Raw genomic sequence first — 24,101 nt, 5'->3', positions numbered from 1 at the left:
CAATCAGGCGGTATGACAGGCAAAGTTTTAGGGAGTTTTATGGGAAAGGGATTTTTCAGGCGAAAAGTCGACACCGTCCTGGGTGTCGACATCAATGAAACGGCGATCAAAGTGGTTGAATTGAGCCGTTCAGCCAGCGGTTACACCGTGAAAGGCTACGCCACACAAGGGCTGCCGGCTCATGCGGTGGTCGACGGCACCTTGCTGGACCTGGAAGGCATAGGGCAGGCGCTGCACCTGGCTGTGTCCAGGCTGCATACGTCTGCCAGGCAGGCGGCGGTTGCCGTGGCGGGCCCTTCGGTCATTACGCGGGTAATCGAAGTGCAGGCGGGGCTCGACGACGACGAAATGGCGCGCAGGATTCAAGCGGAGGCGGATCAATACATCCCTTACCCGCTGGATGAGGTGGCGCTGGACTTTCAGGTGCAGGGGATGTCGGAGCAGGATCCGACTCGGGTCGAAGTATTGCTGGCGGCATGTCTGAAGGAGCATGTCGAGGCCCGTGAAGCAGTTTTGGCCCTGGCGGGGCTGGTTGCCGGTGTGGTCGATGTCGAAGGGTTTGCATTGGCGCGCGCTTGCAGTCAGGATTTCGCCAGCTTCACGCCGGGCCATCGAGTCGATGGTAAACAGTGGGTCGTGGATGCCCCAGGGATGGGAGTCGCTTGCGGGTTGGCCCTGAGGAGTTTCGCTGGATGACACGAATCAATCTTTTGCCTTGGCGCCAGGCGCTGGCGGAACGGCGGCGTAAATATTTCCTGATGCTGCTGGCGGCGTTTGCCTGCGTGGCGCTCGCAGCGGTGTGGCTGGCGGATCAGGTGATCGACCAGGCCATCGACCGGCAGGTGACACGAAACAATCATGCGGCCAAGGACGTCGCCGTCCTGGACTCGCGCATCAAGACCATTGACGACCTGCAGATGCAAAGCCAGCAACTGGCAGAACGCATGAAGGTTGTGCAGGACCTGCACGATAATCGCTCTGCCGGCGCACAGTTGCTGGATCAACTGGCCCGTGCGGTGCCTGATGGCGTGCACTTGCATGAGGTTGTGGCCAAGGGCGATACCGTGAGTATCAGCGGCAGTGCCGAGTCCAGCCAGGACATTGCCCAGTTGATGCGTCGCCTTGAAGCCTCCGAAGGCGCTCATTCCACACGCCTGCAGCATGTGCGAACCGAGGGCACTCGCGGTAACAATGAATTCCAGTTGATGGTGCGCCAGGGAGAATCCTCCGAGGCCCAGCCATGAGCCTGCCCAGGCTCGAATTTTCCGCGCTGACTCACCACGCTGCAAAATGGCCCTTACCTGGCAGGGTTCTGCTGGGCTGTGCGCTGGCCGCTGTGGTACTGGCGGTGGGCGACCTTGTATACCTGGGCCCGTCGCGGGAGCGGCTGCATCAGGTCGAGGTGCAGGAAGCTGCCTTGCAGCAGCAACACGCGGAAAAAACTGTCTTGGTCAACAGCCTTGAAGAGCAGGCTCGCCAGTTCCAACTGATGCAGGAGCAGGTCAGCGGGCTTTTGCAGCAATTGCCTGGTGAGTCCGAAATGCCCGGTTTGCTGGAGGATATTGCGCGGTTGGCATTGGCCAATGGGTTGGTGATAGAGAGCATTGCGCCGTTGGATGAGCAGCCTCGGCCGGTCTATAACGAGCAGCCCGTTCAACTCGGTGCTACCGGCGCCTATCACGACCTGGCGACGTTTGTGAGTGCCCTGAGTGGCCTGTCACGTTTCGCTACGGTGCATGATGTTGCGCTGCGACGAGATGGCAAGCTGCTGAGCCTTGATCTGGTGGTTAAGAGCTATTGGCACAGGCAGCAAGGCGTTAAACGACGTGCGCCTGCCATGCAAGGGCAATCCTTTGTCTATAACGCCTCCGGTCTTCGTGATCCGTTCCAGCCCCTTGCCTTGCATGTCGATCATGCACCTGGCCGGGCAGCTGTCGCCCCAGACCCCGCTCGCCCGCGTGGTGTTCTGGAAAGCCTCGCAGTGGATCAGTTCAGCATGGTCGGCACATTGTCTCGTGGGCCGCAGCTCTTCGTCCTGCTGCGCCAGGCGTCGACGGTGCATCGCCTGGCGGTCGGGGATTTCCTGGGGCCGGATCACGGTCGGATCACGGCGATTCATGACGGCCACATAGAATTGGTGGAGTTGTTCCCCGATGAACAGGGTGCATGGCTGGAGCGCCCGCGAACCCTCGTACTAAACCTCAACACATAACGGAATCAAACAATGAAAAGGACTTTCTCGTCCTTCGGTGTGGCGCTATGGATAGCGTTCACGGCACCGATGGCTGCTGCTGTGCCCAATCGTGTGGATCTCATCCAGCTACCGCCCCCCGGCAATGCGCTGTCGGGTGCCTATACAGGTGACAAGCTGAGTCTCAACTTCCAGGACATCGGCCTGCGCGCTGTATTGCAGCAAATCGCAGACGTGGCAGGCCTCAATCTGGTGGCCAGCGACGACGTGCAAGGCTCCATCACCCTGCGCCTCAGGGACGTGCCTTGGGATCAGGCATTGGATCTGGTGCTGCAAACCAAAGGCTTGGACAAGCGCATAAAGGCCGGCGTCCTGCTGGTGGCGCCCGCTGAGGAACTGGCTGCTCGTGAACTGCTGACGCTGGAGTCGCGTAAGCAGATGGCCGACCTGGCGCCGCTGCGCCGTGAGTTGTTGCAGGTCAACTACGCCAAGGCGTCAGACCTGGCCAAGCTTTTCCAGTCGGTGAGCGGCTTTGAAGGCACGACGGATGAGCGCGGTTCAGTCGCCGTGGATGATCGCACCAATAACATCATTGCCTACCAGACCGGTGAGCGGCTGGAAGAGCTAAGGCGGATCGTCGCGCAATTGGACATCCCGGTGCGCCAGGTGATGATCGAGGCGCGGATTGTCGAGGCCAATGTCGATTACGACAAAAGCCTGGGTGCGCGCTGGGGCGGGCGACTCAATCGAGGCAATTGGGCTGCCGGAGGTATCCAGAAGCCTCTTCCGGACGGAGCCCAAGCCCCGGAAAATCCGCCCAGCTCGCCGTTTGTAGATCTGGGCTCGCTCACGGGTACCTCAGGTCTTGGTATCGCGTATATCACCGACAACCTGCTACTGGACCTGGAACTGACCGCCATGGAGAAAACCGGTAATGGCGAAATCGTCTCGCAGCCCAAGGTGGTCACCTCCGACAAGGAAACCGCACGCATTTTGAAGGGCACCGAAATTCCCTACCAGGAATCCACCTCCCAGGGTGCTACGTCAGTGTCGTTCAAGGAGGCCTCCCTGTCATTGGAGGTCACCCCGCAAATCACCCCCGATGATCACGTGATCATGGTGGTCAAGGTCACCAAGGATGAGCCCGACTACCTCAACAAACTCAATGACGTACCGCCGATCAAGAAAAACGAGGTCAACGCCAAGGTGCTGGTCAAGGATGGCGAGACCATCGTCATTGGCGGGGTTTTCTCCAATACCCAAAGCAAAGTGGTAGATAAAGTGCCATTTTTGGGCGATGTGCCGTATCTTGGCCGCCTTTTCCGGCGCGATGTGGTGGCGGATAAAAAATCCGAGCTGCTGGTATTCCTGACTCCGCGTATTATGAATAACCAGGCGATTGCTGTGAGTCGTTGATTCTGTGCGAAATTTGATTCTTGTAGGACCGATGGGGGCTGGAAAAAGCACCATCGGCCGTTTGCTGGCCAAAGAGCTGCGCCTGCCATTCAAAGATTCCGACAAGGAAATTGAATTGCGCACGGGTGCCAATATCCCATGGATCTTCGATAAGGAAGGCGAGTTGGGCTTTCGTGACCGTGAGCAGGCGATGATCGCCGAGCTTTGCGGCTGCGATGGCGTGGTATTGGCCACCGGCGGTGGCGCGGTGATGCGCGATGAAAACCGTCGTGCGCTGCATGCCGGTGGTCGGGTGGTCTATCTGCATGCGTCGGTTGAGCAGCAGGTGGGCCGCACCGCCCGTGATCGCAATCGCCCGTTGCTGCGCACGGCCAACCCGGAAAAAACCTTGCGCGACCTGCTCACGCTCCGCGATCCGCTGTATCGGGAAATCGCCGATCTGGTGGTGGAAACCGATGAGCGGCCTCCGCGGATGGTGGTCCTCGACATTCTTGAGCGCCTGCAACGGCTGCCACCCCGTTAAAGACAAGCTCGAAATGCGCTATTCTCGGCGGCGCGCTATCACCCTGCAGGGTGTGGCGTAGAGCCATCAGGCGGTGTCGGATCTCGACGCTGCCGATCGTCAACACATCTTCAACGCGGGGACACATGCAGACACTTAAGGTCGATCTAGGCGAGCGCAGCTACCCGATCCATATTGGCGAAGGTCTGCTGGACCAGCCCGAGTTGCTCGCACCGCATATTGCCGGGCGGCAAGTGGCGATCATCTCCAACGAAACGGTCGCGCCGCTGTATCTTGAGCGTCTGAGCCGCAGCCTGGCGGCGTACTCAGTGATCTCCGTGATTCTGCCCGACGGCGAAGCCCACAAGAACTGGGAAACCCTGCAACTGATTTTTGATGGCCTGCTCACCGCACGCCATGATCGCCGCACCACTGTCATTGCCCTGGGCGGCGGTGTGATCGGCGACATGGCGGGCTTTGCAGCAGCCTGCTACCAGCGTGGTGTGGACTTCATCCAGGTGCCGACCACCCTGTTGTCCCAGGTCGATTCGTCGGTGGGCGGCAAGACCGGCATCAATCACCCGCTGGGCAAGAATATGGTCGGCGCGTTCTACCAGCCCCAGGCCGTACTGATCGACACCGCGACCCTCAACACCTTGCCGCCGCGCGAGCTGTCTGCGGGCCTGGCGGAAGTCATCAAATACGGGCTGATCTGCGATGAGCCGTTCCTGACCTGGCTGGAAAAACACGTGGACGCCCTGCGCGGCCTCGACCAGGTCGCACTGACCGAAGCGATTTCTCGCTCCTGCGCCGCCAAGGCGTTGGTGGTCAATGCTGACGAAAGGGAGTCCGGTGTACGGGCTACCCTGAACCTGGGCCATACCTTCGGCCATGCGATCGAAACGCACATGGGCTATGGTGTGTGGTTGCATGGTGAAGCCGTAGCGGCTGGCACGGTAATGGCACTTGAGATGTCGCAACGCCTGGGCTGGATCAGCGCCCAGGAGCGTGATCGCGGTATCCGCCTGTTCCAGCGCGCCGGCCTGCCGGTGATTCCGCCTGAGGAAATGACCGAGGCGGACTTCCTCGAACATATGGCGATAGACAAGAAAGTGATCGACGGTCGACTGCGACTGGTACTGCTGCGCCACATGGGTGAAGCGGTGGTGACCGACGATTATCCGAAAGAGATTTTACAGGCCACGCTGGGAGCGGATTACCGCGCCCTGGCCCAGCTTAAAGGTTAATAAGATCCCGATGACTAGTTTGCATGCCGACGAGGCGTTCCTCGGCCATTACCACTTAAGCCACGACCCTTTTGCTCCGCGGGTGCCTGGTTTCAAATTCTTTCCGGCCCAGCGCAAGCCGGTGCTCGGGCAACTGCACCACCTCGCACGCTACAGCCAGTTGCTGTTGGTTGTAACCGGCCCGTTGGGCAGCGGCAAAACCTTGCTGCGCCAAGCCCTGGTTGCCAGTACCAACAAGCAATCGGTGCAAAGTGTGGTGGTGTCGGCCCGTGGCAACGGCGATGCGGCCGGCGTGCTGCGCCAGGTTGCACAGTCCCTGGACGTGTCCACTGTCGAACCGAGCGCGATCCTCAAGCAGATCGTGCAACTGGGCCTCACCGGCCAGGAAGTCTACCTGCTGGTGGATGACGCCGAGCAGCTCGACGAATCTGCCCTGGAAGCGCTGTTGGCGCTGGCGGCTGGTACGCCGGAAGGTCGTCCCCATGTGTTCCTGTTCGGTGAGTCGTCGCTGATCGCCGATCTGGAGCAGATCAGCGGTGATCAGGAGCTGTTCCACGTCATCGAATTGCAGCCGTACGAAGAAGAGGAAACCCGCGAATACCTGGCTCAACGCCTCGAAGGCGCCGGGGCCGGTATCGAACTTTTCACGGCAAATCAGATCTCTGATATTCACGAAAGCTCCGACGGCTGGCCTGGCACCATCAACCAGGTTGCCCGCGATGCAATGATCGAAGCCATGATTGCCAGCCGCTCCGCGGTCAAGCGTCCAAAGATGGGGTTCACTATGCCTAAGAAGCACGTACTGGCGATTTCTGCCGTTGTCGTGGTCGCTGTTGCCGCCGCCTGGTTGATTCCGGGTCGCAACAAGGCGCCGACCACCGCCAGCGCGCCAACCGAACAGGCGCAGTTGCCACTGGGCAAGCCTACGCCGAATGTCGAGTTCGCCAACTCCGGCCAACCGACCAACCTGCCAATGGTGGGTCAGCCTGTGATGCGCGGCCCGCTCGCCGAAGAGGCCGGTGGGATCTCCGAAGGCGACGACGGCGTACCGGTAGAGGGCTCCAGCGCCACACCACCGACCGTCACGACCACCGCGCCACCTGCGGGCGTGCCAGCGGGTCAGCCTGCCACCAAGCCAGCCGCCGTGCCGACACCGGCGCCAACCATCGCAACTGCCAAGCCTGCACCTGTCACCAAGCCCGTAGCGCCCGCTCCGGCAGCCAAGCCTGCGCCCGTGACCAAGCCTGTGGAAAAACCTGCCACCGTCGCCAAGGCAGGCGCCGCCGGCAGCAGCTGGTACGCCAGCCAGCCAACCGGCAACTTCGTGGTGCAGATCCTCGGCACCAGCTCCGAAGCCAACGCCCAGGCGTTCGTGAAAGAGCAGGGCGGCGAGTACCGTTATTTCAAGAAAGTGCTCAACGGCAAGCCTCTCTATGTGATCACCTACGGCAACTTCGCAAGCCGTGCCGCAGCTGATTCTGCGATCAAAACCTTGCCAGCGAAGGTTCAGGCTGGTAAACCTTGGCCTCGCACTGTTGCCAGCGTTCAACAAGAACTCGCAACAACTCGCTGAAGATCCGGCGGCCTTACCCAGGCCGCCCTCCCGGCACCTCAAAATTAAAACCGCAAGTGCGTGCTGCCCTCAAGGCCGCGCGCTTTGTGGTGTCTGCGTCACAGTGGCTTTTGAGTCGTAGCGGTCAGAATTAAAAAAGTTTTGACTAGCACAGCATATCGCTTTAAACCTTTCATAAATGCGACATAGATTTGCGACATTTCGTCGCTAAATTTGTGAGCGTCTGTGTCGGTGTGTACAATGACCTCCCTTTTGCCCCCGCTAAGTCGGCGTACGTTCGGCGTGGAAGGTAACCGGTTGAATTGAAAAGAAATTTGCCTCGGTATAAGAGGCAGCCTGGTGAGAAAGTGTCTATGAAAGCAGGTCTGTACCAACCCGATGAATTCAAGGATAACTGCGGTTTCGGCCTGATAGCCCACATGCAGGGCGAGCCCAGCCATACCCTTTTGCAAACGGCCATCGAGGCCCTGACCTGCATGACCCACCGCGGTGGGATCAACGCCGACGGCAAGACCGGTGACGGTTGCGGCTTGCTGATTCAAAAGCCCGACCAATTCCTGCGCGCTGTCGCCAAAGAGCATTTTGCGGTCGACCTGCCCAAGCAGTACGCCGTGGGCATGGTGTTTTTCAACCAGGACCCGGTCAAAGCCGAAGCTGCTCGCGAGAACATGAACCGCGAGATTGCCGCTGCCGGACTGCAGCTTGTCGGCTGGCGCAAAGTGCCCATCGACACCAGCGTGCTCGGCCGCCTGGCCCTGGAGCGCCTGCCGCAGATCGAACAAGTGTTCATCGCAGGTGACGGCCTGAGCGACCAGGACATGGCGATCAAGCTGTTCACGTCCCGTCGCCGCTCGTCGGTGCTTAACGCCGCCGATACCGACCACTACATCTGCAGCTTTTCCCACAAGACCATCATTTATAAAGGCCTGATGATGCCGGCGGACTTGACCGCCTTCTATCCAGACCTGAGCGATGAGCGCCTGCAAACCGCGATCTGCGTGTTCCACCAGCGCTTCTCCACCAACACCCTGCCGAAATGGCCGCTGGCCCAGCCGTTCCGCTTCCTCGCCCACAACGGCGAGATCAACACCATCACCGGCAACCGCAACTGGGCCGTGGCCCGTCGCACCAAGTTCGCCAATGACCTGATGGACCTGGAAGAGCTTGGCCCGCTGGTCAACCGCGTCGGTTCCGACTCCTCCAGCATGGACAACATGCTCGAACTGATGGTCACCGGCGGCATCGACCTGTTCCGTGGCGTGCGCATGATCATTCCGCCTGCGTGGCAGAACGTCGAAACCATGGACCCGGACCTGCGTGCATTCTACGAGTACAACTCGATGCACATGGAGCCGTGGGACGGCCCGGCCGGCGTGGTCATGACCGACGGCCGCTACGCGGTGTGCCTGCTCGACCGTAACGGTCTGCGCCCGGCGCGTTGGGTCACCACCACCAACGGCTTCATCACCCTCGCGTCGGAAATTGGCGTGTGGAACTACAAGCCGCAAGACGTCATTGCCAAAGGCCGCGTCGGCCCTGGCCAGATCCTGGCCGTGGACACCGAAACCGGGCAGATCCTCGACACCGACGCCATCGACAACCGCTTGAAGTCCCGTCACCCGTACAAGCAATGGCTGCGCAAGAACGCCCTGCGCATCCAGGCGACCATGGAAGACAACGACCACGGTTCGGCTTTCTACGACGTCGACCAGCTCAAGCAGTACATGAAGATGTACCAGGTCACGTTCGAAGAGCGCGACCAGGTGCTGCGTCCACTCGGCGAGCAAGGCTACGAGGCGGTCGGCTCCATGGGCGATGACACGCCGATGGCCGTGCTGTCCCAGCGCGTGCGCACGCCGTACGACTATTTCCGCCAGCAGTTCGCCCAGGTGACCAACCCACCGATCGACCCGCTGCGCGAAGCCATCGTGATGTCCCTGGAAGTGTGCCTCGGTGCCGAGCGCAACATCTTCCAGGAATCGCCTGAGCATGCCTCCCGCGTGATCCTCAGCTCGCCTGTGATTTCGCCGGCCAAGTGGCGTTCGTTGATGACCCTGGATCGCCCGGGCTTCGACCGCCAGATCATCGACCTGAACTACGACGAAGCCCTCGGCCTTGAAGCCGCTGTGCGCAACGTCGCCGATCAGGCCGAAGAAGCCGTGCGCGCCGGTCGTACCCAGATCGTGCTGACCGACCGCCATATCGCGCCGGGCAAGCTGCCGATCCACGCTTCACTGGCCACTGGTGCAGTGCACCACCGGCTGACCGAAAAAGGCCTGCGCTGCGACTCCAACATCCTCGTCGAAACCGCCACCGCCCGCGACCCGCATCACTTCGCGGTGTTGATCGGTTTCGGCGCCTCGGCGGTGTACCCGTTCCTGGCTTACGAAGTGCTGGGCGACCTGATCCGTACCGGTGAAGTACTGGGCGACCTCTATGAGGTGTTCAAGAACTACCGTAAAGGCATCACCAAAGGCCTGCTGAAGATCCTGTCGAAGATGGGCATCTCCACCGTCACGTCTTATCGCGGCGCTCAATTGTTCGAAGCCATCGGCCTGTCCGAAGAAGTCTGCGACCTGAGCTTCCGTGGCGTGCCAAGCCGCATCAAGGGTGCGCGTTTCGTCGACATCGAAGCCGAACAGAAAGCCCTGGCAGCCGAAGCCTGGAGCGCGCGCAAGCCGATCCAGCAAGGCGGCCTGCTCAAGTTCGTACACGGTGGCGAATACCACGCGTACAACCCGGACGTGGTCAGCACCCTGCAAGCCGCAGTGCAGCAGGGTGACTACGCCAAGTTCAAGGAATACACCTCGCTGGTGGATAACCGCCCGGTGTCGATGATTCGCGACCTGTTCAAGGTGAAGACCCTGGACACGCCGATGGACATCAGTGAAGTCGAGCCGCTGGAATCGATCCTCAAGCGTTTCGACTCCGCCGGTATCTCCCTGGGCGCCTTGTCGCCTGAGGCGCACGAAGCCCTGGCCGAAGCCATGAACCGCCTGGGTGCGCGTTCCAACTCCGGCGAAGGCGGCGAAGACCCGGCGCGCTACGGCACTATCAAGAGCTCGAAAATCAAGCAAGTGGCCACTGGTCGTTTCGGTGTGACCCCGGAATACCTGGTTAACGCCGAAGTGCTGCAGATCAAGGTTGCCCAGGGCGCCAAGCCCGGTGAAGGCGGGCAACTGCCAGGGGGCAAGGTCAACGGTCTGATCGCCAAGCTGCGTTACGCAGTGCCAGGCGTGACCCTGATTTCGCCACCGCCGCACCACGACATCTATTCGATTGAAGACTTGTCGCAGCTGATTTTCGACCTCAAGCAAGTCAACCCGAAGGCCCTGGTCTCGGTGAAACTGGTAGCGGAAGCCGGCGTGGGCACCATTGCCGCCGGTGTGGCCAAGGCCTATGCCGACCTGATCACCATCTCCGGCTACGACGGCGGTACCGGCGCATCGCCGCTGACCTCGATCAAGTACGCCGGCGCGCCGTGGGAACTCGGTCTGGCCGAAACCCACCAGACCCTGCGTGGCAACGACCTGCGCGGCAAGGTCCGTGTCCAGACCGACGGCGGCCTGAAAACCGGTCTCGACGTGATCAAGGCTGCAATCCTCGGCGCTGAAAGCTTCGGCTTCGGCACTGCACCGATGATTGCCTTGGGTTGCAAATACCTGCGCATCTGCCACCTGAACAACTGCGCCACCGGCGTCGCGACGCAGAATGAGAAACTGCGCAAGGATCACTACATCGGCACCGTCGACATGGTGGTGAATTTCTTCACCTACGTCGCCGAAGAGACCCGTGAGTGGCTGGCCAAGCTGGGCGTGCGTTCGCTGGAAGAGCTGATCGGGCGTACCGACCTGCTGGAAATCCTGCAGGGCCAGACCGCCAAGCAGCACCACTTGGACCTGACGCCGTTGTTGGGAAGCGATCACATTCCGGCCGATAAACCGCAGTTCTGCGGCGTAGAGCGCAACCCGCCGTTCGATAAAGGCCTGCTGGCCGAGAAGATGGTCGATATGGCCGGTTCCTCGATCAGCGACGCCAGCGGTGGCGAGTTCGCCCTGGATATCTGCAACTGCGACCGTTCCATCGGCGCACGCATCTCCGGCGAAATCGCACGCAAGCACGGCAATCAAGGGATGGCTAAAGCGCCGATCACCTTCCGCTTCAAGGGCACTGCGGGTCAGAGCTTTGGCGTGTGGAACGCAGGCGGCCTGCACATGTACCTGGAAGGCGACGCCAACGACTACGTAGGCAAGGGCATGACCGGCGGTAAGCTGGTGATCGTTCCTCCAAAAGGCAGCGTCTACAAGAGTCAGGAAAGTGCCATCATCGGCAACACCTGCCTGTACGGCGCAACGGGTGGCAAGCTGTTCGCCGCCGGGACTGCCGGTGAGCGTTTCGCCGTGCGTAACTCCGGTGCCCACACCGTGGTGGAAGGCACAGGCGATCACTGCTGCGAGTACATGACCGGTGGCTTTGTCGCGGTATTGGGCAAGACCGGTTACAACTTCGGTTCGGGCATGACCGGCGGTTTCGCCTACGTGCTCGACCAGGACAACACCTTCGTCGACAAGGTCAACCACGAGTTGGTCGAGATCCAGCGGATCAGCGGCGAAGCCATGGAGTCCTACCGGAACCACTTGCAGCACGTGCTGGACGAGTACGTTGAGGAAACCGGCAGCGAATGGGGTCGTAACCTCGCCGAAAACCTCGATGATTACCTGCGTCGTTTCTGGCTGGTCAAGCCCAAGGCTGCCAACCTGAAATCGTTGCTTTCCAGCATCCGTGCCAATCCGCAGTGATATGCGCCTGAAGAGTTTGATGAGGTTTTAACATGGCTGAACGTCTGAATAACGACTTCCAGTTCATCGATGTCGGGCGCAAAGATCCGAAGAAGAAACTGTTGCGTCAACGCAAGAAAGAGTTCGTGGAAATCTACGAACCCTTCAAACCCCAGCACTCGGCCGACCAGGCCCACCGCTGCCTGGGGTGCGGTAACCCGTATTGCGAATGGAAGTGCCCGGTGCACAACTTCATTCCCAACTGGCTGAAATTGGTGGCCGAGGGCAACATCCTCGCCGCCGCCGAGCTGTCGCACCAGACCAACACCTTGCCGGAAGTGTGCGGCCGGGTGTGCCCGCAGGACCGTCTGTGCGAGGGCGCGTGTACCCTTAACGACGGTTTCGGCGCGGTGACCATCGGTTCGGTGGAGAAGTACATCACCGACACCGCCTTCGCCATGGGCTGGCGTCCGGACATGTCCAAGGTCAAGCCGACCGGCAAGCGCGTCGCCATCATCGGTGCGGGTCCGGCGGGCCTGGGCTGTGCCGACGTGCTGGTGCGTGGCGGCGTGACCCCGGTGGTGTTCGACAAGAACCCGGAAATCGGTGGCCTGCTGACCTTCGGTATCCCGGAGTTCAAGCTGGAAAAAACCGTGCTGAGCCACCGTCGTGAAGTCTTCACCGGCATGGGTATCGAGTTTCGCCTCAATACCGAAATCGGCAAAGACATCACCATGGAGCAACTGCTCGAAGAATACGACGCCGTGTTCATGGGCATGGGCACCTACACCTACATGAAGGGCGGCTTTGCCGGCGAGGACCTGCCTGGCGTGTATGACGCGCTCGACTTCCTGATCGCCAACGTCAACCGCAACCTGGGCTTTGAAAAGTCGCCGGAAGATTTCGTCGACATGAAAGGCAAGAAGGTCGTGGTGCTGGGCGGTGGTGACACCGCGATGGACTGCAACCGTACCTCGATCCGCCAGGGCGCTAAGTCGGTGACCTGTGCGTACCGTCGTGACGAAGCCAACATGCCCGGCTCGCGCAAAGAGGTGAAGAACGCCAAGGAAGAAGGCGTGAAATTCCTCTACAACCGCCAGCCGATCGCCATCGTCGGTGAAGACCGCGTCGAAGGTGTGAAAGTGGTCGAGACCCGTCTCGGCGAGCCGGACGCCCGTGGCCGTCGCAGCCCCGAGCCGATCCCTGGTTCCGAAGAGATCATCCCGGCCGACGCCGTGGTCATCGCCTTCGGGTTCCGCCCAAGCCCGGCGCCGTGGTTCGAGCAGTTCCAGATCCAGACCGACAGCCAGGGCCGCGTTGTGGCCCCGGAACAAGGCCAGTACAAGCACCAGACCAGTAACCCGAAAATCTTCGCCGGTGGCGATATGGTGCGCGGCTCTGACCTGGTGGTAACCGCGATCTTCGAAGGTCGCAACGCCGCCGAAGGCATCCTGGACTACCTGCAAGTCTGACCCCGATCCCAGGTTGAAATGGGATCAAAGTGTGGGAGGGGGCTTGCCCCCGATAGCGGTGTATCAGTCAAAGATACTGGGACTGACACACTGCAATCGGGGGCAAGCCCCCTCCCACATTTGATTTGCAGCGCTTTCATGTCCGCGACAAATTGACCCGATAGACAAAAGGCACGGCGCATTCCGTGCCTTTTGCGTCTGGCTCTGAGAAAATGCCCGCACTTTTTTTGCGGATGCCGACATGACTGCCCTCAAGAACGACCGTTTCCTTCGTGCCCTGCTCAAGCAACCTGTAGACGTCACCCCTGTGTGGATGATGCGTCAAGCCGGTCGCTACCTGCCGGAATACCGCGCCAGTCGCGCTCAAGCCGGCGATTTCATGAGCCTGTGCATGAATCCGGAGTTCGCCTGCGAAGTCACGATGCAGCCGCTGGACCGCTACCCACAACTGGATGCGGCCATCCTCTTCTCCGATATCCTGACCATCCCCGACGCCATGGGCCAAGGCCTGTACTTCGAGACAGGCGAAGGCCCGCGCTTCAAGAAAGTCGTCAGTACCCTGGCCGACATCGAAGCGTTGCCGATCCCGGATCCACACAAAGACCTCGGCTACGTGATGGACGCCGTGAGCACCATCCGCCGTGAGCTGAACGGCCGCGTGCCGCTGATCGGCTTCTCCGGCAGCCCATGGACCCTGGCCACCTATATGGTCGAAGGCGGCTCGTCGAAAGACTTCCGCAAGACCAAGGCCATGCTCTACGACAATCCGCAAGCCATGCACCTGCTGCTGGACAAGCTGGCACAGTCCGTCACCTCGTACCTCAATGGCCAGATCATGGCCGGTGCGCAAGCGGTACAGATTTTCGATACCTGGGGGGGCAACCTGTCGGCGGCGGCGTACCAGGAGTTCTCCCTGGCCTATATGCGCAAAATCGTCAGCGGCCTGATCCGCGAACACGAAGGTCGCAAAGTGCCGGTGATCATGTTCACCAAAGGCGGCGGCCTATGGCTGGAAAGCATCGCCGACGCCGGTGCCGATGCTTTGGGCCTGGACTGGACCTGCGACCTGGGCGAAGCCCGCCAGCGCGTGGGCAACCGCGTCGCGCTGCAAGGCAACATGGATCCGACCGTGCTGTACGCCAAGCCGGAAGCGATCCGCGCCGAAGTCGGTCGCATCCTGGCCAGCTATGGCAAAGGTACCGGGCACGTGTTCAACCTCGGCCATGGCATTACGCCGGAAGTGAACCCGGAGCATGCCGGCGCGTTCCTGCGAGCGGTGCATGAACTGTCCGCGCAATACCACGAGTAAGCTTCCCTCCTGAAAAACGAGCCCCGTTTTGCCTGGCAAAGCGGGGCTCGTTGCGTTTCAGCGTTCGTTAAGCCCGGTCTTGGTAATTTGAGTTATTTGGGATTTTTCCTACAGCCTCGGTAACTCGTCTCGGTAAAAATCCTACCCGACGCTTCCACCCGCCAGCCACTGGCGATAATTGTCAGGTGATTCCAGATGAATACCGTTTCCTACTCAACACGCCAGAAGTTGCTGCACTGGATCTCGGCCGTCGTCATTTTGTGGGCGTTGTTGTCGGGTTTCTTCGTGGCCGTGTTTACGGTGCCCGCGCCGGTCAAGGCATGGGTCGGCTTTTTCAATGTGTCGTTGACTACCCTCTACATCCCTGTCTTCGCCTTGCGGGTCTATTGTTCGTTTTCCCATGGCCTGGATTTCTCCATCAAGCGCTCACCGCAGGAATACATCGCGTTGTTGGTCCACAAGGCCATGTACCTGGTGTTGGCAGTGGTGTTGGCCACAGGGGTGCTGATGATGGATCGGCCGATCAATATCTTTAACCTGGTCTCCATCATGCCGTTCGACAGCGACCCGGCACGCATTGCCTGGTACACCCGCGTGCATGTGTTGTCTTGCGTGGGGTTGTTGTTGATGTTGGTCATGCATATTGGTGCTGTAGTCATGCATGAGCGCCGGGGTAAACGGGTGATGGCGCGGATGTCGTTCAAGGCGCCGGTTCTTCAAGCGGCGGCCAACGGCGGCAACTTCGCCAGCCTCAACGCCACCAGCAACGCGCCAATCAACAGCGCCACGATAAACGCACCAATGCCGTTCCACCCGGCAAGGTGCCAGAAGAATCCACCCGTAGTGCCCGCGACGCTGGAGCCAGCGTAATAGCAAAACAGGTACAACGACGACGCCTGCCCCTTGGCCTTGGTCGCACGGCGGCCGATCCAGCTGCTGGCCACCGAGTGGGCGCCGAAGAAGCCGAAGGTGAAGATCAGCATGCCCGGCACCACCAGCCATAGTGGGGAGAATAGGGTCAGCAGCATGCCGCAGAGCATCAGCACAATCGTGGCCCACAGCACGCGACGGCGGCCAAGGCGGTCGGCCAGGGAGCCGATTTTCGCCGAGCTGTAGATGCCCGACAGGTACACCAACGACAGCAGCCCGACCACGGCCTGGCTGAGGTCGTACGGGGCGGCCAGCAGGCGATAGCCGATGTAGTTGAACATCGTCACAAATGCGCCCATCAACAGGAAGGCTTCCAGGAACAGCCACGGCAGGCCCGCGTCCTTGAAGTGCATGACAAAGCCATCCACCAGGTTGCGCGGCTTTAGGCTGCTGGCGCGGAAGTTGCGCGATTCGGGGAGGATTTTCCAGAACACCGTGGCCGCGATCAGCGCCAGGGCGCCGATAATCAGCATCGCGGTGTGCCAGCTGACGAAGTCGATCAACACGCCGATGATCAGGCGACCGCTCATGCCGCCGATGGCATTGCCGCCGATGTACAGGCCCATGGCCAGGCCAATGTGTTGTGGGTGGATCTCTTCGCTCAGGTAGGTCATCGCCACGGCGGCCAGGCCGCTGAGTGACAGCCCCACCAGCGCACGCATCAACAGAATCCCTTCCCAGCTCGGCATCAGGCCGCTGGCAATTGTGGCCAGCGCCGCACAGAACAGCGCAGCGACCATCACCGGTTTACGCCCCAGGGTGTCGGAAATCGGCCCGGTGATCAGTAGGCCCAACGCCAGCATCGCAGTGGACACCGACAGAATCAGACTGCTTTGCGCAGCGTTGATGGAAAACTCGTGGGACAGCGCCGGCATCATCGGCTGCACGCAGTACAGCAGGGCAAACGTGGCAAAGCCGCCAGAGAACAGCGCCAGCACTGTGCGCATGAACATAGGCGTGCCTTTTTCGATGAACACGTCATTGAGCTGAGCCACCACCTCATCCAGTGCAGTAGGCGGGACGTCTTGAGCGAGTGGCGCGACAGCAGATTTCACGGGGACCTCGGGGGGGCAAAAGCCTGTCAGGGCTGGCAATGCAAAAAAGAATATAGCTGGCTAATGATTCTTTCCAATATATTGTTCGACCTGTTTGATAGCTTTTACGACCTAATGGGGTTTGCATGGAATTGCGTCATCTGCGGTACTTCATCGCCGTCGCCGAAGAGTTGCACTTTGGCCGCGCCGCGCAGGTGCTGGGCATCTCGCAACCGCCACTGAGCCAGCAGATCCAGGCGCTGGAGCAGGAGGTGGGGGCGCGGTTGTTCGAGCGCACCAATCGTCGGGTTGAGTTGAGTGAAGCGGGGCGCCTGTTCCTGCACGAAGCACGGTTGGTGCTGGCCCAAGTGGATAAGGCGTGGGATGTAGCGCGGCGCGCACAGTTGGGTGAGTTGGGGGAGCTGAAGATTGGCTTCACCTCGTCCGCGCCGTTCAACGCCAGTATTCCCCAGGCGATCTTTGCGTTTCGCCAGGCGTTCCCGGCGGTGCACCTGAACCTTCAGGAAATGAGCAGCACCGAAGTGGCTGAGTCGCTGGTGGATGAGTCGATCCAGGTGGGGCTGATGCGGCCATTGCCGCTGCCGGATTCGTTGAGCGTGATCGAGCTGATGCGCGAACCGTTGGTCGCAGTCTTGAGCGCCGGTCACCCGCTGGTGGACGGCAGCGAGCGAGGCTTGCATCTGGCGCAATTGGCTGACGAGCCTTTTGTGTTTTTCCCACGTAGCTATGGGAGCGGTCTGTATGCCCAACTGCTGAACCTGTGCCGCGACGCTGGCTTCAGCCCGCGCTTCGCCCAGGAAGCAGGAGAGGCGATGACCATCATCGGCCTGGTGGCGGCGGGGCTGGGGGTGTCGGTGTTGCCGGCGTCTTATCAGCGCATCCGCATTGACGGCGTGGTGTATCGCACTTTGCTGGATCCCGAGGCGGTGACCTCGGTATGGCTGGTACAGCGCAAGGGCGCGCAGACGCCGATGGCGAAGGCGTTTGTGGAGTTGTTGACGCGTAAGGCCGCCCAATAAAAACGCCGCGCTCTGTCAGCCAGAATGCGGCGCCTGATCTGAGGGCTGCTACGCAGCCCATCGCGGGCAAGCACGCTCACCACAGAATCTCGGTTTTACTTGGTGGTGCCCGTCTGCTCAAACAACTGCGCCGCCGAGCCCTGCTCACCACTCACGCCATTGCTGCGCAAGCCGGCCATGATGTCGCTGTCCAGGTTGTTCACCCAGCGGTTGTAGTTGCGATGGATCTTGCCGTCCTTGTAGCCCAGGTCGCGGCTGTCACGGTAGGTGATGGCGTAGCTGTTGCGGGTGTAGCGGATGTCGATGGCGGCGTAGTACTGGTTACGCACGGTGATTTCGGCCTGCACCAGTTGCGGGCTCAGGCGTTGCACCGTCCACTCGCGTTTTTGCAGGGCGTTGACGATCACCGCCTTCATTTTTTCTTCACTGACCTGGGCGTTGACCGGCAGGTCATGCTGGGTGTTGAGCACCGGTTTGTTGGTGCAGCCGGCCGTGGTCAACAGGGCCAGGGTGATCAGGGTGGCGCGTAGCAAGGAAGACATTCCGTATTCTCCAATCGATTTAAAATTCAGGACCAGCGGCGGAAGATCAGCGACGTATTCACGCCGCCAAAAGCAAAGTTGTTGTTCATCACGTAATCGTGGTGCATCTCGCGGAATTCACCTTGCAGGTAATCCAGTTCGCCGCATTGCGGGTCGACGGACTCCAGGTTGAAGGTGTGCACGTATTGGTTGCGGTTCATCATCTCGATGGTGAACCACGACTCCAGCGCCCCGCACGCCCCGAGGGTGTGGCCGAGGAAGCTTTTCTGCGAGCTGATAGGCATGCGGCTGCCGAACAGGCTGCTGGTGGCCAGGGTCTCGGCGATATCGCCTTGATCGGTGGCGGTGCCGTGGCCGTTCACGTAGCCAATCGCGTCGGGTGTCAGCCCGGCATCTTCCAGGGCCAGCTCCATGGCGCGGCGCATGGTTTTCTGTTCGGGGCGGGTGGTGTGCTGGCCGTCGGCGTTGCTGCCAAAGCCGACCAGTTCGGCATGAATATGTGCGCCCCGCGCCAGGGCGTGTTCCAACTCTTCCAGCACCAACATGCCGCCGCCTTCGCCGATCACCAGGCCATCGCGACCGCTGTCGTAGGGACGTGGGCTGGTTTGCGGGGCGTCGTTTTTCAGGCTGGTGGCGTAAAGTGCGTCGAACACCATGGCTTCGGTAGGGCACAGCTCCTCGGCGCCGCCGGCGAGCATCAACGGCAGGCGGCCGAACTTGATCGCCTCGTAGGCATAACCGATGCCCTGGCTGCCGCTGGTGCAGGCACTGGACGTGGGGATCAGCCGCCCGGTCAGGCCAAAAAAGATGCTGATATTCGCCGCCGTGGTGTGCGGCATCATCCGCACATACGAGTTGGCATTCAGCCCCTCGGCCACTGAGTTCAGCAGCATATTGCCGAAGGCCTTGATCTCATCGGTGCTGCCGGTGGACGAACCACAGGCCACGCCCATGCGCCCGTCCTTGATCGACTCATCACCGAGCAACCCGGCGTCCTGCAATGCCTGCTCCGCCGCCCACACCGCCAGGCGCGAGACGCGGCCCATGCTGCGCAGTTGTTTGCGGGTCCAATGGGCTGGCACCACGAAATCATCGATGGGCCCGGCCAGGCGCGTGTTCAGTTCGGTAAAGCGGTCCCACTCGTCCATGCGCCGGATACCGCTGCGGTTGGCGCGAAAGTTGGCCGAGACGGTCGCCCAATCGCCGCCCAGGGAGGTCATGCCGGCCATGCCAGTGACGACTACACGTTTCATCAGCACAGGCCTCCATTCACGGCCAACACCTGGCGGGTGATATAGCCGGCTTCGGCCGACATCAGGAAATTCACCGCACCGGCGACTTCTTCCGGCGTGCCCATGCGCTGTGCCGGGATCATTTTCATCAGTTCTTCCACCGGTACGTTCTCGTCCAGCATCGCAGTGTCGATCAGCCCAGGCGCGACGCAGTTGACGGTGATCTTGCGCTTGCCCAGCTCGATCGCCAGGGCCTTGGCCGCGCCGATCAGGCCGGCTTTCGAGGCGCTGTAGTTGACCTGGCCGCGATTGCCGATCAGCCCCGACACCGAGGTAATGCACACGATACGCCCGGCGGCGCGACGGCGAATCATCGGCATCATCACCGGGTGCAGCACGTTGTAGAAACCATCCAGGTTGGTGCGCATCACCACGTCCCAGTCGTCTTCCGACAGGGCCGGAAACGCGCCGTCTCGGGTCAGCCCGGCGTTGAGCACCACGCCGTAGTAGGCGCCATGTTGCTCGACGTCCGCCTCAAGGATCTGCTTGCAGATCGCACGATCCGCCACGTCGAATTGCAGCACCCGTGCTGTGCGGCCAAGGGCCTGGATTTCGACCTGCACCGCGTCGGCTTCGGCACGGCCGCTGCGGCAATGCAGCACGATGTCATGCCCGGCCTGAGCCAGGCGCAGGGCAATGGCGCGGCCGATGCCACGGCTGGAGCCGGTGACCAGTACGGATTCAGTCATGGCGTTTCGTCCTTCGATTCATCTAAATAAGTGGCCGCCTGGGGCGGTCGAAATACGTTCAAGCGGGCGCTGGCCTGGATACCGTCACCGGTCAGGTGGCATTCGAACACACCCATGCCGTTGTCGTCTTCCAGAGAGCGCAGGCCGTGGATGGTCAGCTCGGCGCCTGCCGGGAAGTGTTCCACGTTGCACTCGAACTTACGTGTGCCGAGCAGGAAGCCCAGTTCCACCGCGTCGCCTTTCTGGCGCGCACGGCAACCGGCGTAGGCGGCAACGCTCTGCGCCATCAGCTCGATGCCGACCCAGGCTGGCAGGCTACCGTCAGCGCGGTTGAACAGGCCGCCAGGCTTGACGGTGGTGCGGGTGTGGATCTGCTCTTCATCGAACGACAGCACCTGGTCGATCAGGATCATGTCGCCCGCGTGGGGCAGCAGGTCGGCGAGTGGCCAAGCGGTCATGGAGCCTCTCCGATAATCAGGCTGACGTTGTTGCCGCCGAAGGCGAACGAGTTACTCATCAGGCAGGGTTTTTCCAGGGTTTCGCCGCTGCGCGCCCATTGCAGGGCAGGCAACGTGGGGTCGGCCTGGCCGTCCCACACATGGGGAGGGACGCGGCCGTGGGTCAGGCTCAGCCAGCAAAACGCGGCTTCCAGTGCGCCGGCTGCGCCGAGGGTATGGCCGCTCATGGGCTTGGTGGATGAGCAGGCCACGCCGTCGGGGAACAGGCTGGCGACGGCCAGGCTTTCCATCGCGTCGTTGTGCTGGGTGGCGGTGCCATGCAGGTTCAGGTAGCCGATCTGCTCGGGCGCCAGTTTTGCACTGGCCAGCGCTTTGCGCATCGCCTGCAATGCGCCTTTGCCGGTAGGCTCGGGCGCAGAAATATGGTGGGCGTCGCAACTGGCGCCACTGCCCAGCAGGGCGATGGGCGCAGGCGCTTTACTCATCACAAACAGCACCGCTGCTTCGCCGATATTGATGCCGTTGCGGTTCGCCGAAAACGGATTGCAGCGCTCGTTCGACACGGCTTCCAGCGCGCTGAACCCATTGAGGGTCAGCTTGCACAGGCTGTCCACACCGCCGCAGATCACCGCATCGCACATCCCCAGGTCGAGCAAGCGCTGGGCGCTCATCAGGGCGCGGGCGCTGGAGGTGCAGGCGGTGGATATCACATAGGCCGGGCCGCTCAGTTGCAGCCAGTCGGCGAGGAAGTTCGCCGGGGCGCTGAGTTCCTGTTGCTGGTAGTCGTAGTCGCAGGGGAAGTGCTTGTCGCGCAGGTACAGGGCGATGCCGCGGCTGGCTTCGTCGATGCCCGAGGTGCTGGTGCCCAGCACAATGCCGACCCGCGAAGCGCCGTAGGTGTGGATCGCCTGGCGGATCTCGTCCTCGATTTGCAACGCCGCTTCCAGCAACAGTTGGTTATTGCGGCTGCTCTGCTGGCCGAGTTCCACTGGGATGGTCGCCAATTCGCCCCGCACACTGCCTACCGGCAGCATGCGCTCGGGCACCCAGCCGTTTTCGGCGCACATGCCTGAGCAGTCACCGGCAAACAGGTTGCGACTGACCTGCGCTTGACCCCGGCCTAGGGCGCAAATCACGCCAAGGGCGTTGAGGTAGGCGGTCATTGGGCGGCACCGAGCGGTGTGATGCGGTAGCTCATGGGTTGGCCGGTCATGTTCACGCTGAAGACTTCTGAAGACTGGTAGACGATCTGCCAATGCCCCGGCAGGGTCCGTGTGAGGTCCCTCGCCTGGGCGCTCGGATACAGCGCGCGCACGTCGTCCGCCGAGGTCAGGGCGAACAGCAGGGCGGCGAACAGCTCTCGCGCCTGGGGATTGGGCGGCAGCAAGCCATCGGCCTGCCAGGCGCCATCGATCAGTTTTTGCCGGGCCTGGGGAATGCCCAGCGGGTCCATCATCGACCAGCGGATGGCGCCGCCTTCGCGCTGGATCACCAGCAACCAGTCCTGGCTCTGGCCATCGGCCTGGCGCTGCACATGCAGTTGCATCGGCAACGCGAGCGCGGGCGTTTTTTCCGGCAGCGGCGGCTGGCTGGCGCAGGCGCTCAGCAGCAACAGGCAGCCGATCAACAGGCTGCGCATCATGGTGCGGCACTCGCCAGGGGCTTGCGCGCCACGCAGTTGACCAGGGTTTCTTCGCGCTGGCCCACTGGCGGCGGACTCCGCAGGCCCCAGCGTTCCAGCAGGCCGAAGTCGCTGGAACGGCTCCACCACAAGTACGGGTAAGAAACGTTCTGCGGGCCGAACTCAAAGCCCTGCTCGCGGAGCATCTGCAGGTATTCTTCGGCGCTTTTCTGCACGTGCATGGGGTGACGGAACAGCCAGCGGATCACCCACGTATCGATATAGGCCTCGGTGGATTCGGCAAACAGCAGGTAGCCACCCGGCTTGAGCACCCGGTAAAACTCTTTGAGTGCGCGATGTTGTTCGACCAGATGATGGAAGGTCTGGTGGCAGAACAGGATATCGACGCTTTCGTCCGGCACATCGAGGGTCGCGCAGTCGCTGCCGATCAGCTCGATGGCCAGGCCCTGGCGTGCGGCTTCAGCCTTGCTCAATGCCAGGCTGTGGGGGTCGGCATCCAGGCCGATCAGGCGCTCGGGGGCGAACACCTGCTGCAAGTACCGGAACGACTTGCCCTGGCCGCAACCGGCGTCCAGCAATACCGGCGCCTCGGGCAGCGGGTCGGTGAACAGGCTGCGCAGGTCGTTGATTGCCACGCGCAGCACATGGTGCTGCCAGGTGTGGCTGCGCAGGAACCAGAAGCCGAACTTCGTCTCTTCGACGTAGTTTTTACTCAGGTATTGAGTGCTCATACCGGCTCACTCGCGCAAATCTCCGACAACATCCGCAATCGTCGCTTGGGCTCGCTGACAAACGGGTTGCGCTCGTCCCACGCGTAGCCGGCGAGGATCGCGCTGATCATGCGGCGAATTTCCGGCGAACTTTCGGGGTGGAAAATCACATCCTGGAACGTCCCCGCGTACCAGCCTTCGACGTAGCAGCGGAAGGTGTCGACCCCGCGCTTGAGCGGCGCGGCAAACTCGGTTTGCCAGTCCACGGTTTCGCCCTTGAGCTGACGGTCCAATAGGCCGGCCGCCATGCTGGCCGAGCGCATGGCAATGGTCACGCCGGAGGAGAACACCGGGTCGAGGAATTCCGCCGCATTGCCCAGCAGCGCAAAGCCCGGGCCGTGCAGGGTTTTGACGTTGGCCGAGTAGCCGCCGATGGTGCGCGCCGGCGTGTCCCACACCGCGTTGTGCAGCACGCCGGACAGGCTTGGGGTTTCGTCGATAAAGCCGCGCAGGCAGGCATCGAGGTCTCCGTCGCGGCCGTCGAAATGCTCCTTGGCCGCGACCACACCCACCGAGCACCGGCCATTGCTGAACGGGATCGTCCAGAACCAGATATCGCGCTGGGTTGGATGAGTGGTCACCAAGATCTTGGTACGGTCGAAACCTGGGTGTTCGATGCGGTCTTCAATGTGGGTGAACACCGCCTGGCGCACCGGGAAATTCGACGGCGCTTCCAGGTCCAGCAGGCGCGGCAGCACGCGGCCGTAGCCGCTGGCATCGAGCACGAACCTGGCTTTGAGGTGGTACTCGCTGCCGTTCTCGCGGCGTACATGCAGGTAGCGGCTATCGCCTGCGAAGTCCACGCCGACGATGGTCTCGCCGTAGCGGATCTCCACCCCCTGCAACGCTGCCTGGTCCGCCAGCAGCTTGTCGAACTCGCCGCGCTGCACCTGGAAGGTGGTCGGTTTGCCGTTGCTGAAGGTGTCACTGAAATCAAAAGCGCTGTAGCGCTCGCCCCAGGCGAACGCGGCACCGGTTTTTACCTGGAAGCCGGCGGCCTGCACGGCGTCGAGCATGCCGGCTTCTTCGATAAAGTCGATGCAGTGGGACAGAAGGCTTTCGCCGATCGAGAACCGTGGGAAATACTGGCGCTCGATGATCAATACATCATGCCCTTTGCGCTTGAGCAGCGCGGCGGCGATAGCGCCGGACGGGCCGGCGCCAATCACTACAACCTGGCGACGTTCCATTTCAACTGTGGGCACGAGGGCTCCTT

19 protein-coding genes and 2 pseudogenes are annotated in these 24,101 nt (G+C 61.4%); 12 read left to right on the top strand and 9 right to left on the bottom strand.

All coding sequences use genetic code 11. The annotated features are described in order from the left end of the window. Positions 1–39: 39 nt before the first annotated feature. The 11 genes and pseudogenes from pilM to NDJ82_RS18325 all read left to right on the top strand — a co-directional run. The gene (gene pilM, locus NDJ82_RS18375; protein WP_250926050.1) at positions 40–696 is read left to right on the top strand and encodes a type IV pilus biogenesis protein PilM; all 657 of its coding nucleotides are present in this window, start codon (positions 40–42) and stop codon (positions 694–696) included. Further along, entirely contained in the window at positions 693–1,244 is a 552-nt protein-coding gene (locus NDJ82_RS18370) for a PilN domain-containing protein (RefSeq protein WP_099583791.1), read from the top strand. Before pilM ends, NDJ82_RS18370 begins: the two co-directional genes overlap by 4 nt. Further along, entirely contained in the window at positions 1,241–2,212 is a 972-nt protein-coding gene (locus NDJ82_RS18365; RefSeq protein WP_250926028.1) for a pilus assembly protein PilP, read from the top strand. Before NDJ82_RS18370 ends, NDJ82_RS18365 begins: the two co-directional genes overlap by 4 nt. A gap of 138 nt (positions 2,213–2,350) precedes the next feature. Then, a pseudogene (locus tag NDJ82_RS18360) lies at positions 2,351–3,607 on the top strand (type IV pilus secretin PilQ); the annotation flags it as partial. Positions 3,608–3,611: 4 nt separating this feature from the next. After that, positions 3,612–4,130, top strand: coding sequence for a shikimate kinase AroK (aroK, locus tag NDJ82_RS18355; RefSeq protein ID WP_010213757.1), 519 nt, complete (start codon positions 3,612–3,614; stop codon positions 4,128–4,130). Between the two features lie 125 nt (positions 4,131–4,255). Beyond that, positions 4,256–5,356, top strand: coding sequence for a 3-dehydroquinate synthase (gene aroB / locus NDJ82_RS18350; protein WP_250926027.1), 1,101 nt, complete (start codon positions 4,256–4,258; stop codon positions 5,354–5,356). A 10-nt stretch (positions 5,357–5,366) separates the two neighbouring features. Next, positions 5,367–6,929, top strand: a complete 1,563-nt coding sequence (locus NDJ82_RS18345) for an SPOR domain-containing protein (protein WP_250926026.1) — start codon at positions 5,367–5,369, stop codon at positions 6,927–6,929. 353 nt (positions 6,930–7,282) lie between these two features. After that, complete coding sequence (gene gltB, locus NDJ82_RS18340; RefSeq protein ID WP_112193060.1) at positions 7,283–11,728, top strand: glutamate synthase large subunit; 4,446 nt, start codon at positions 7,283–7,285, stop codon at positions 11,726–11,728. Positions 11,729–11,760: 32 nt separating this feature from the next. Continuing rightward, positions 11,761–13,179, top strand: a complete 1,419-nt coding sequence (locus NDJ82_RS18335) for a glutamate synthase small subunit GltD family protein (protein WP_016979195.1) — start codon at positions 11,761–11,763, stop codon at positions 13,177–13,179. Between the two features lie 241 nt (positions 13,180–13,420). Then, positions 13,421–14,488: a uroporphyrinogen decarboxylase gene (gene hemE, locus NDJ82_RS18330; RefSeq protein ID WP_112193061.1), complete on the top strand. Its 1,068-nt coding sequence runs from the start codon at positions 13,421–13,423 to the stop codon at positions 14,486–14,488. A gap of 195 nt (positions 14,489–14,683) precedes the next feature. Then, a pseudogene (locus tag NDJ82_RS18325) lies at positions 14,684–15,172 on the top strand (cytochrome b/b6 domain-containing protein); the annotation flags it as partial. Positions 15,173–15,204: 32 nt separating this feature from the next. Here the strand turns inward: NDJ82_RS18325 and NDJ82_RS18320 are convergent. Next, a complete protein-coding gene (locus NDJ82_RS18320; protein WP_284738631.1) occupies positions 15,205–16,425 on the bottom strand; it encodes an MFS transporter in 1,221 nt (406 codons plus the stop codon). Positions 16,426–16,598: 173 nt separating this feature from the next. On the opposite strand from NDJ82_RS18320, the gene NDJ82_RS18315 reads away from it, so the two are divergent. Then, positions 16,599–17,492, top strand: a complete 894-nt coding sequence (locus NDJ82_RS18315) for a LysR family transcriptional regulator (protein WP_250926024.1) — start codon at positions 16,599–16,601, stop codon at positions 17,490–17,492. Positions 17,493–17,587: 95 nt separating this feature from the next. Here the strand turns inward: NDJ82_RS18315 and NDJ82_RS18310 are convergent, their stop codons facing one another. Genes NDJ82_RS18310 through NDJ82_RS18275 form a run of 8 tightly spaced genes read right to left on the bottom strand, consistent with a single transcriptional unit; the run spans position 17,588 to position 24,090 of the window. After that, positions 17,588–18,034 (bottom strand): hypothetical protein, encoded by a 447-nt coding sequence (locus tag NDJ82_RS18310; RefSeq protein ID WP_122305721.1) that lies wholly within the window; start codon positions 18,032–18,034, stop codon positions 17,588–17,590. 26 nt (positions 18,035–18,060) lie between these two features. Beyond that, positions 18,061–19,287, bottom strand: a complete 1,227-nt coding sequence (locus NDJ82_RS18305) for a beta-ketoacyl-ACP synthase (RefSeq protein WP_250926023.1) — start codon at positions 19,285–19,287, stop codon at positions 18,061–18,063. Beyond that, a complete protein-coding gene (locus tag NDJ82_RS18300) occupies positions 19,287–20,015 on the bottom strand; it encodes a 3-ketoacyl-ACP reductase FabG2 (RefSeq protein WP_250926022.1) in 729 nt (242 codons plus the stop codon). Before NDJ82_RS18300 ends, NDJ82_RS18305 begins: the two co-directional genes overlap by 1 nt. After that, the gene (locus NDJ82_RS18295) at positions 20,012–20,473 is read right to left on the bottom strand and encodes a hotdog family protein (protein ID WP_191959754.1); all 462 of its coding nucleotides are present in this window, start codon (positions 20,471–20,473) and stop codon (positions 20,012–20,014) included. The genes NDJ82_RS18300 and NDJ82_RS18295 overlap by 4 nt, the downstream gene beginning before the upstream one ends. Beyond that, complete coding sequence (locus tag NDJ82_RS18290) at positions 20,470–21,636, bottom strand: beta-ketoacyl-[acyl-carrier-protein] synthase family protein (protein WP_250926021.1); 1,167 nt, start codon at positions 21,634–21,636, stop codon at positions 20,470–20,472. Before NDJ82_RS18290 ends, NDJ82_RS18295 begins: the two co-directional genes overlap by 4 nt. Continuing rightward, on the bottom strand, positions 21,633–22,115 hold the full coding sequence (locus NDJ82_RS18285) for a hypothetical protein (protein ID WP_099583767.1): 483 nt from the start codon (positions 22,113–22,115) through the stop codon (positions 21,633–21,635). Before NDJ82_RS18285 ends, NDJ82_RS18290 begins: the two co-directional genes overlap by 4 nt. Continuing rightward, entirely contained in the window at positions 22,112–22,846 is a 735-nt protein-coding gene (locus NDJ82_RS18280) for a class I SAM-dependent methyltransferase (protein ID WP_250926020.1), read from the bottom strand. The genes NDJ82_RS18285 and NDJ82_RS18280 overlap by 4 nt, the downstream gene beginning before the upstream one ends. Next, positions 22,843–24,090 (bottom strand): NAD(P)/FAD-dependent oxidoreductase, encoded by a 1,248-nt coding sequence (locus tag NDJ82_RS18275; protein WP_250926019.1) that lies wholly within the window; start codon positions 24,088–24,090, stop codon positions 22,843–22,845. The genes NDJ82_RS18280 and NDJ82_RS18275 overlap by 4 nt, the downstream gene beginning before the upstream one ends. Positions 24,091–24,101 lie beyond the last annotated feature (11 nt).

The sequence above is a fragment of the Pseudomonas sp. SR18 genome (genome assembly GCF_023701505.1).
Taxonomy (GTDB): Bacteria; Pseudomonadota; Gammaproteobacteria; order Pseudomonadales; family Pseudomonadaceae; genus Aquipseudomonas; species Aquipseudomonas cyclaminis.
Note: the sequence above shows the minus strand (reverse complement) of the source record. Positions and strands in the feature narration are given on the sequence as shown.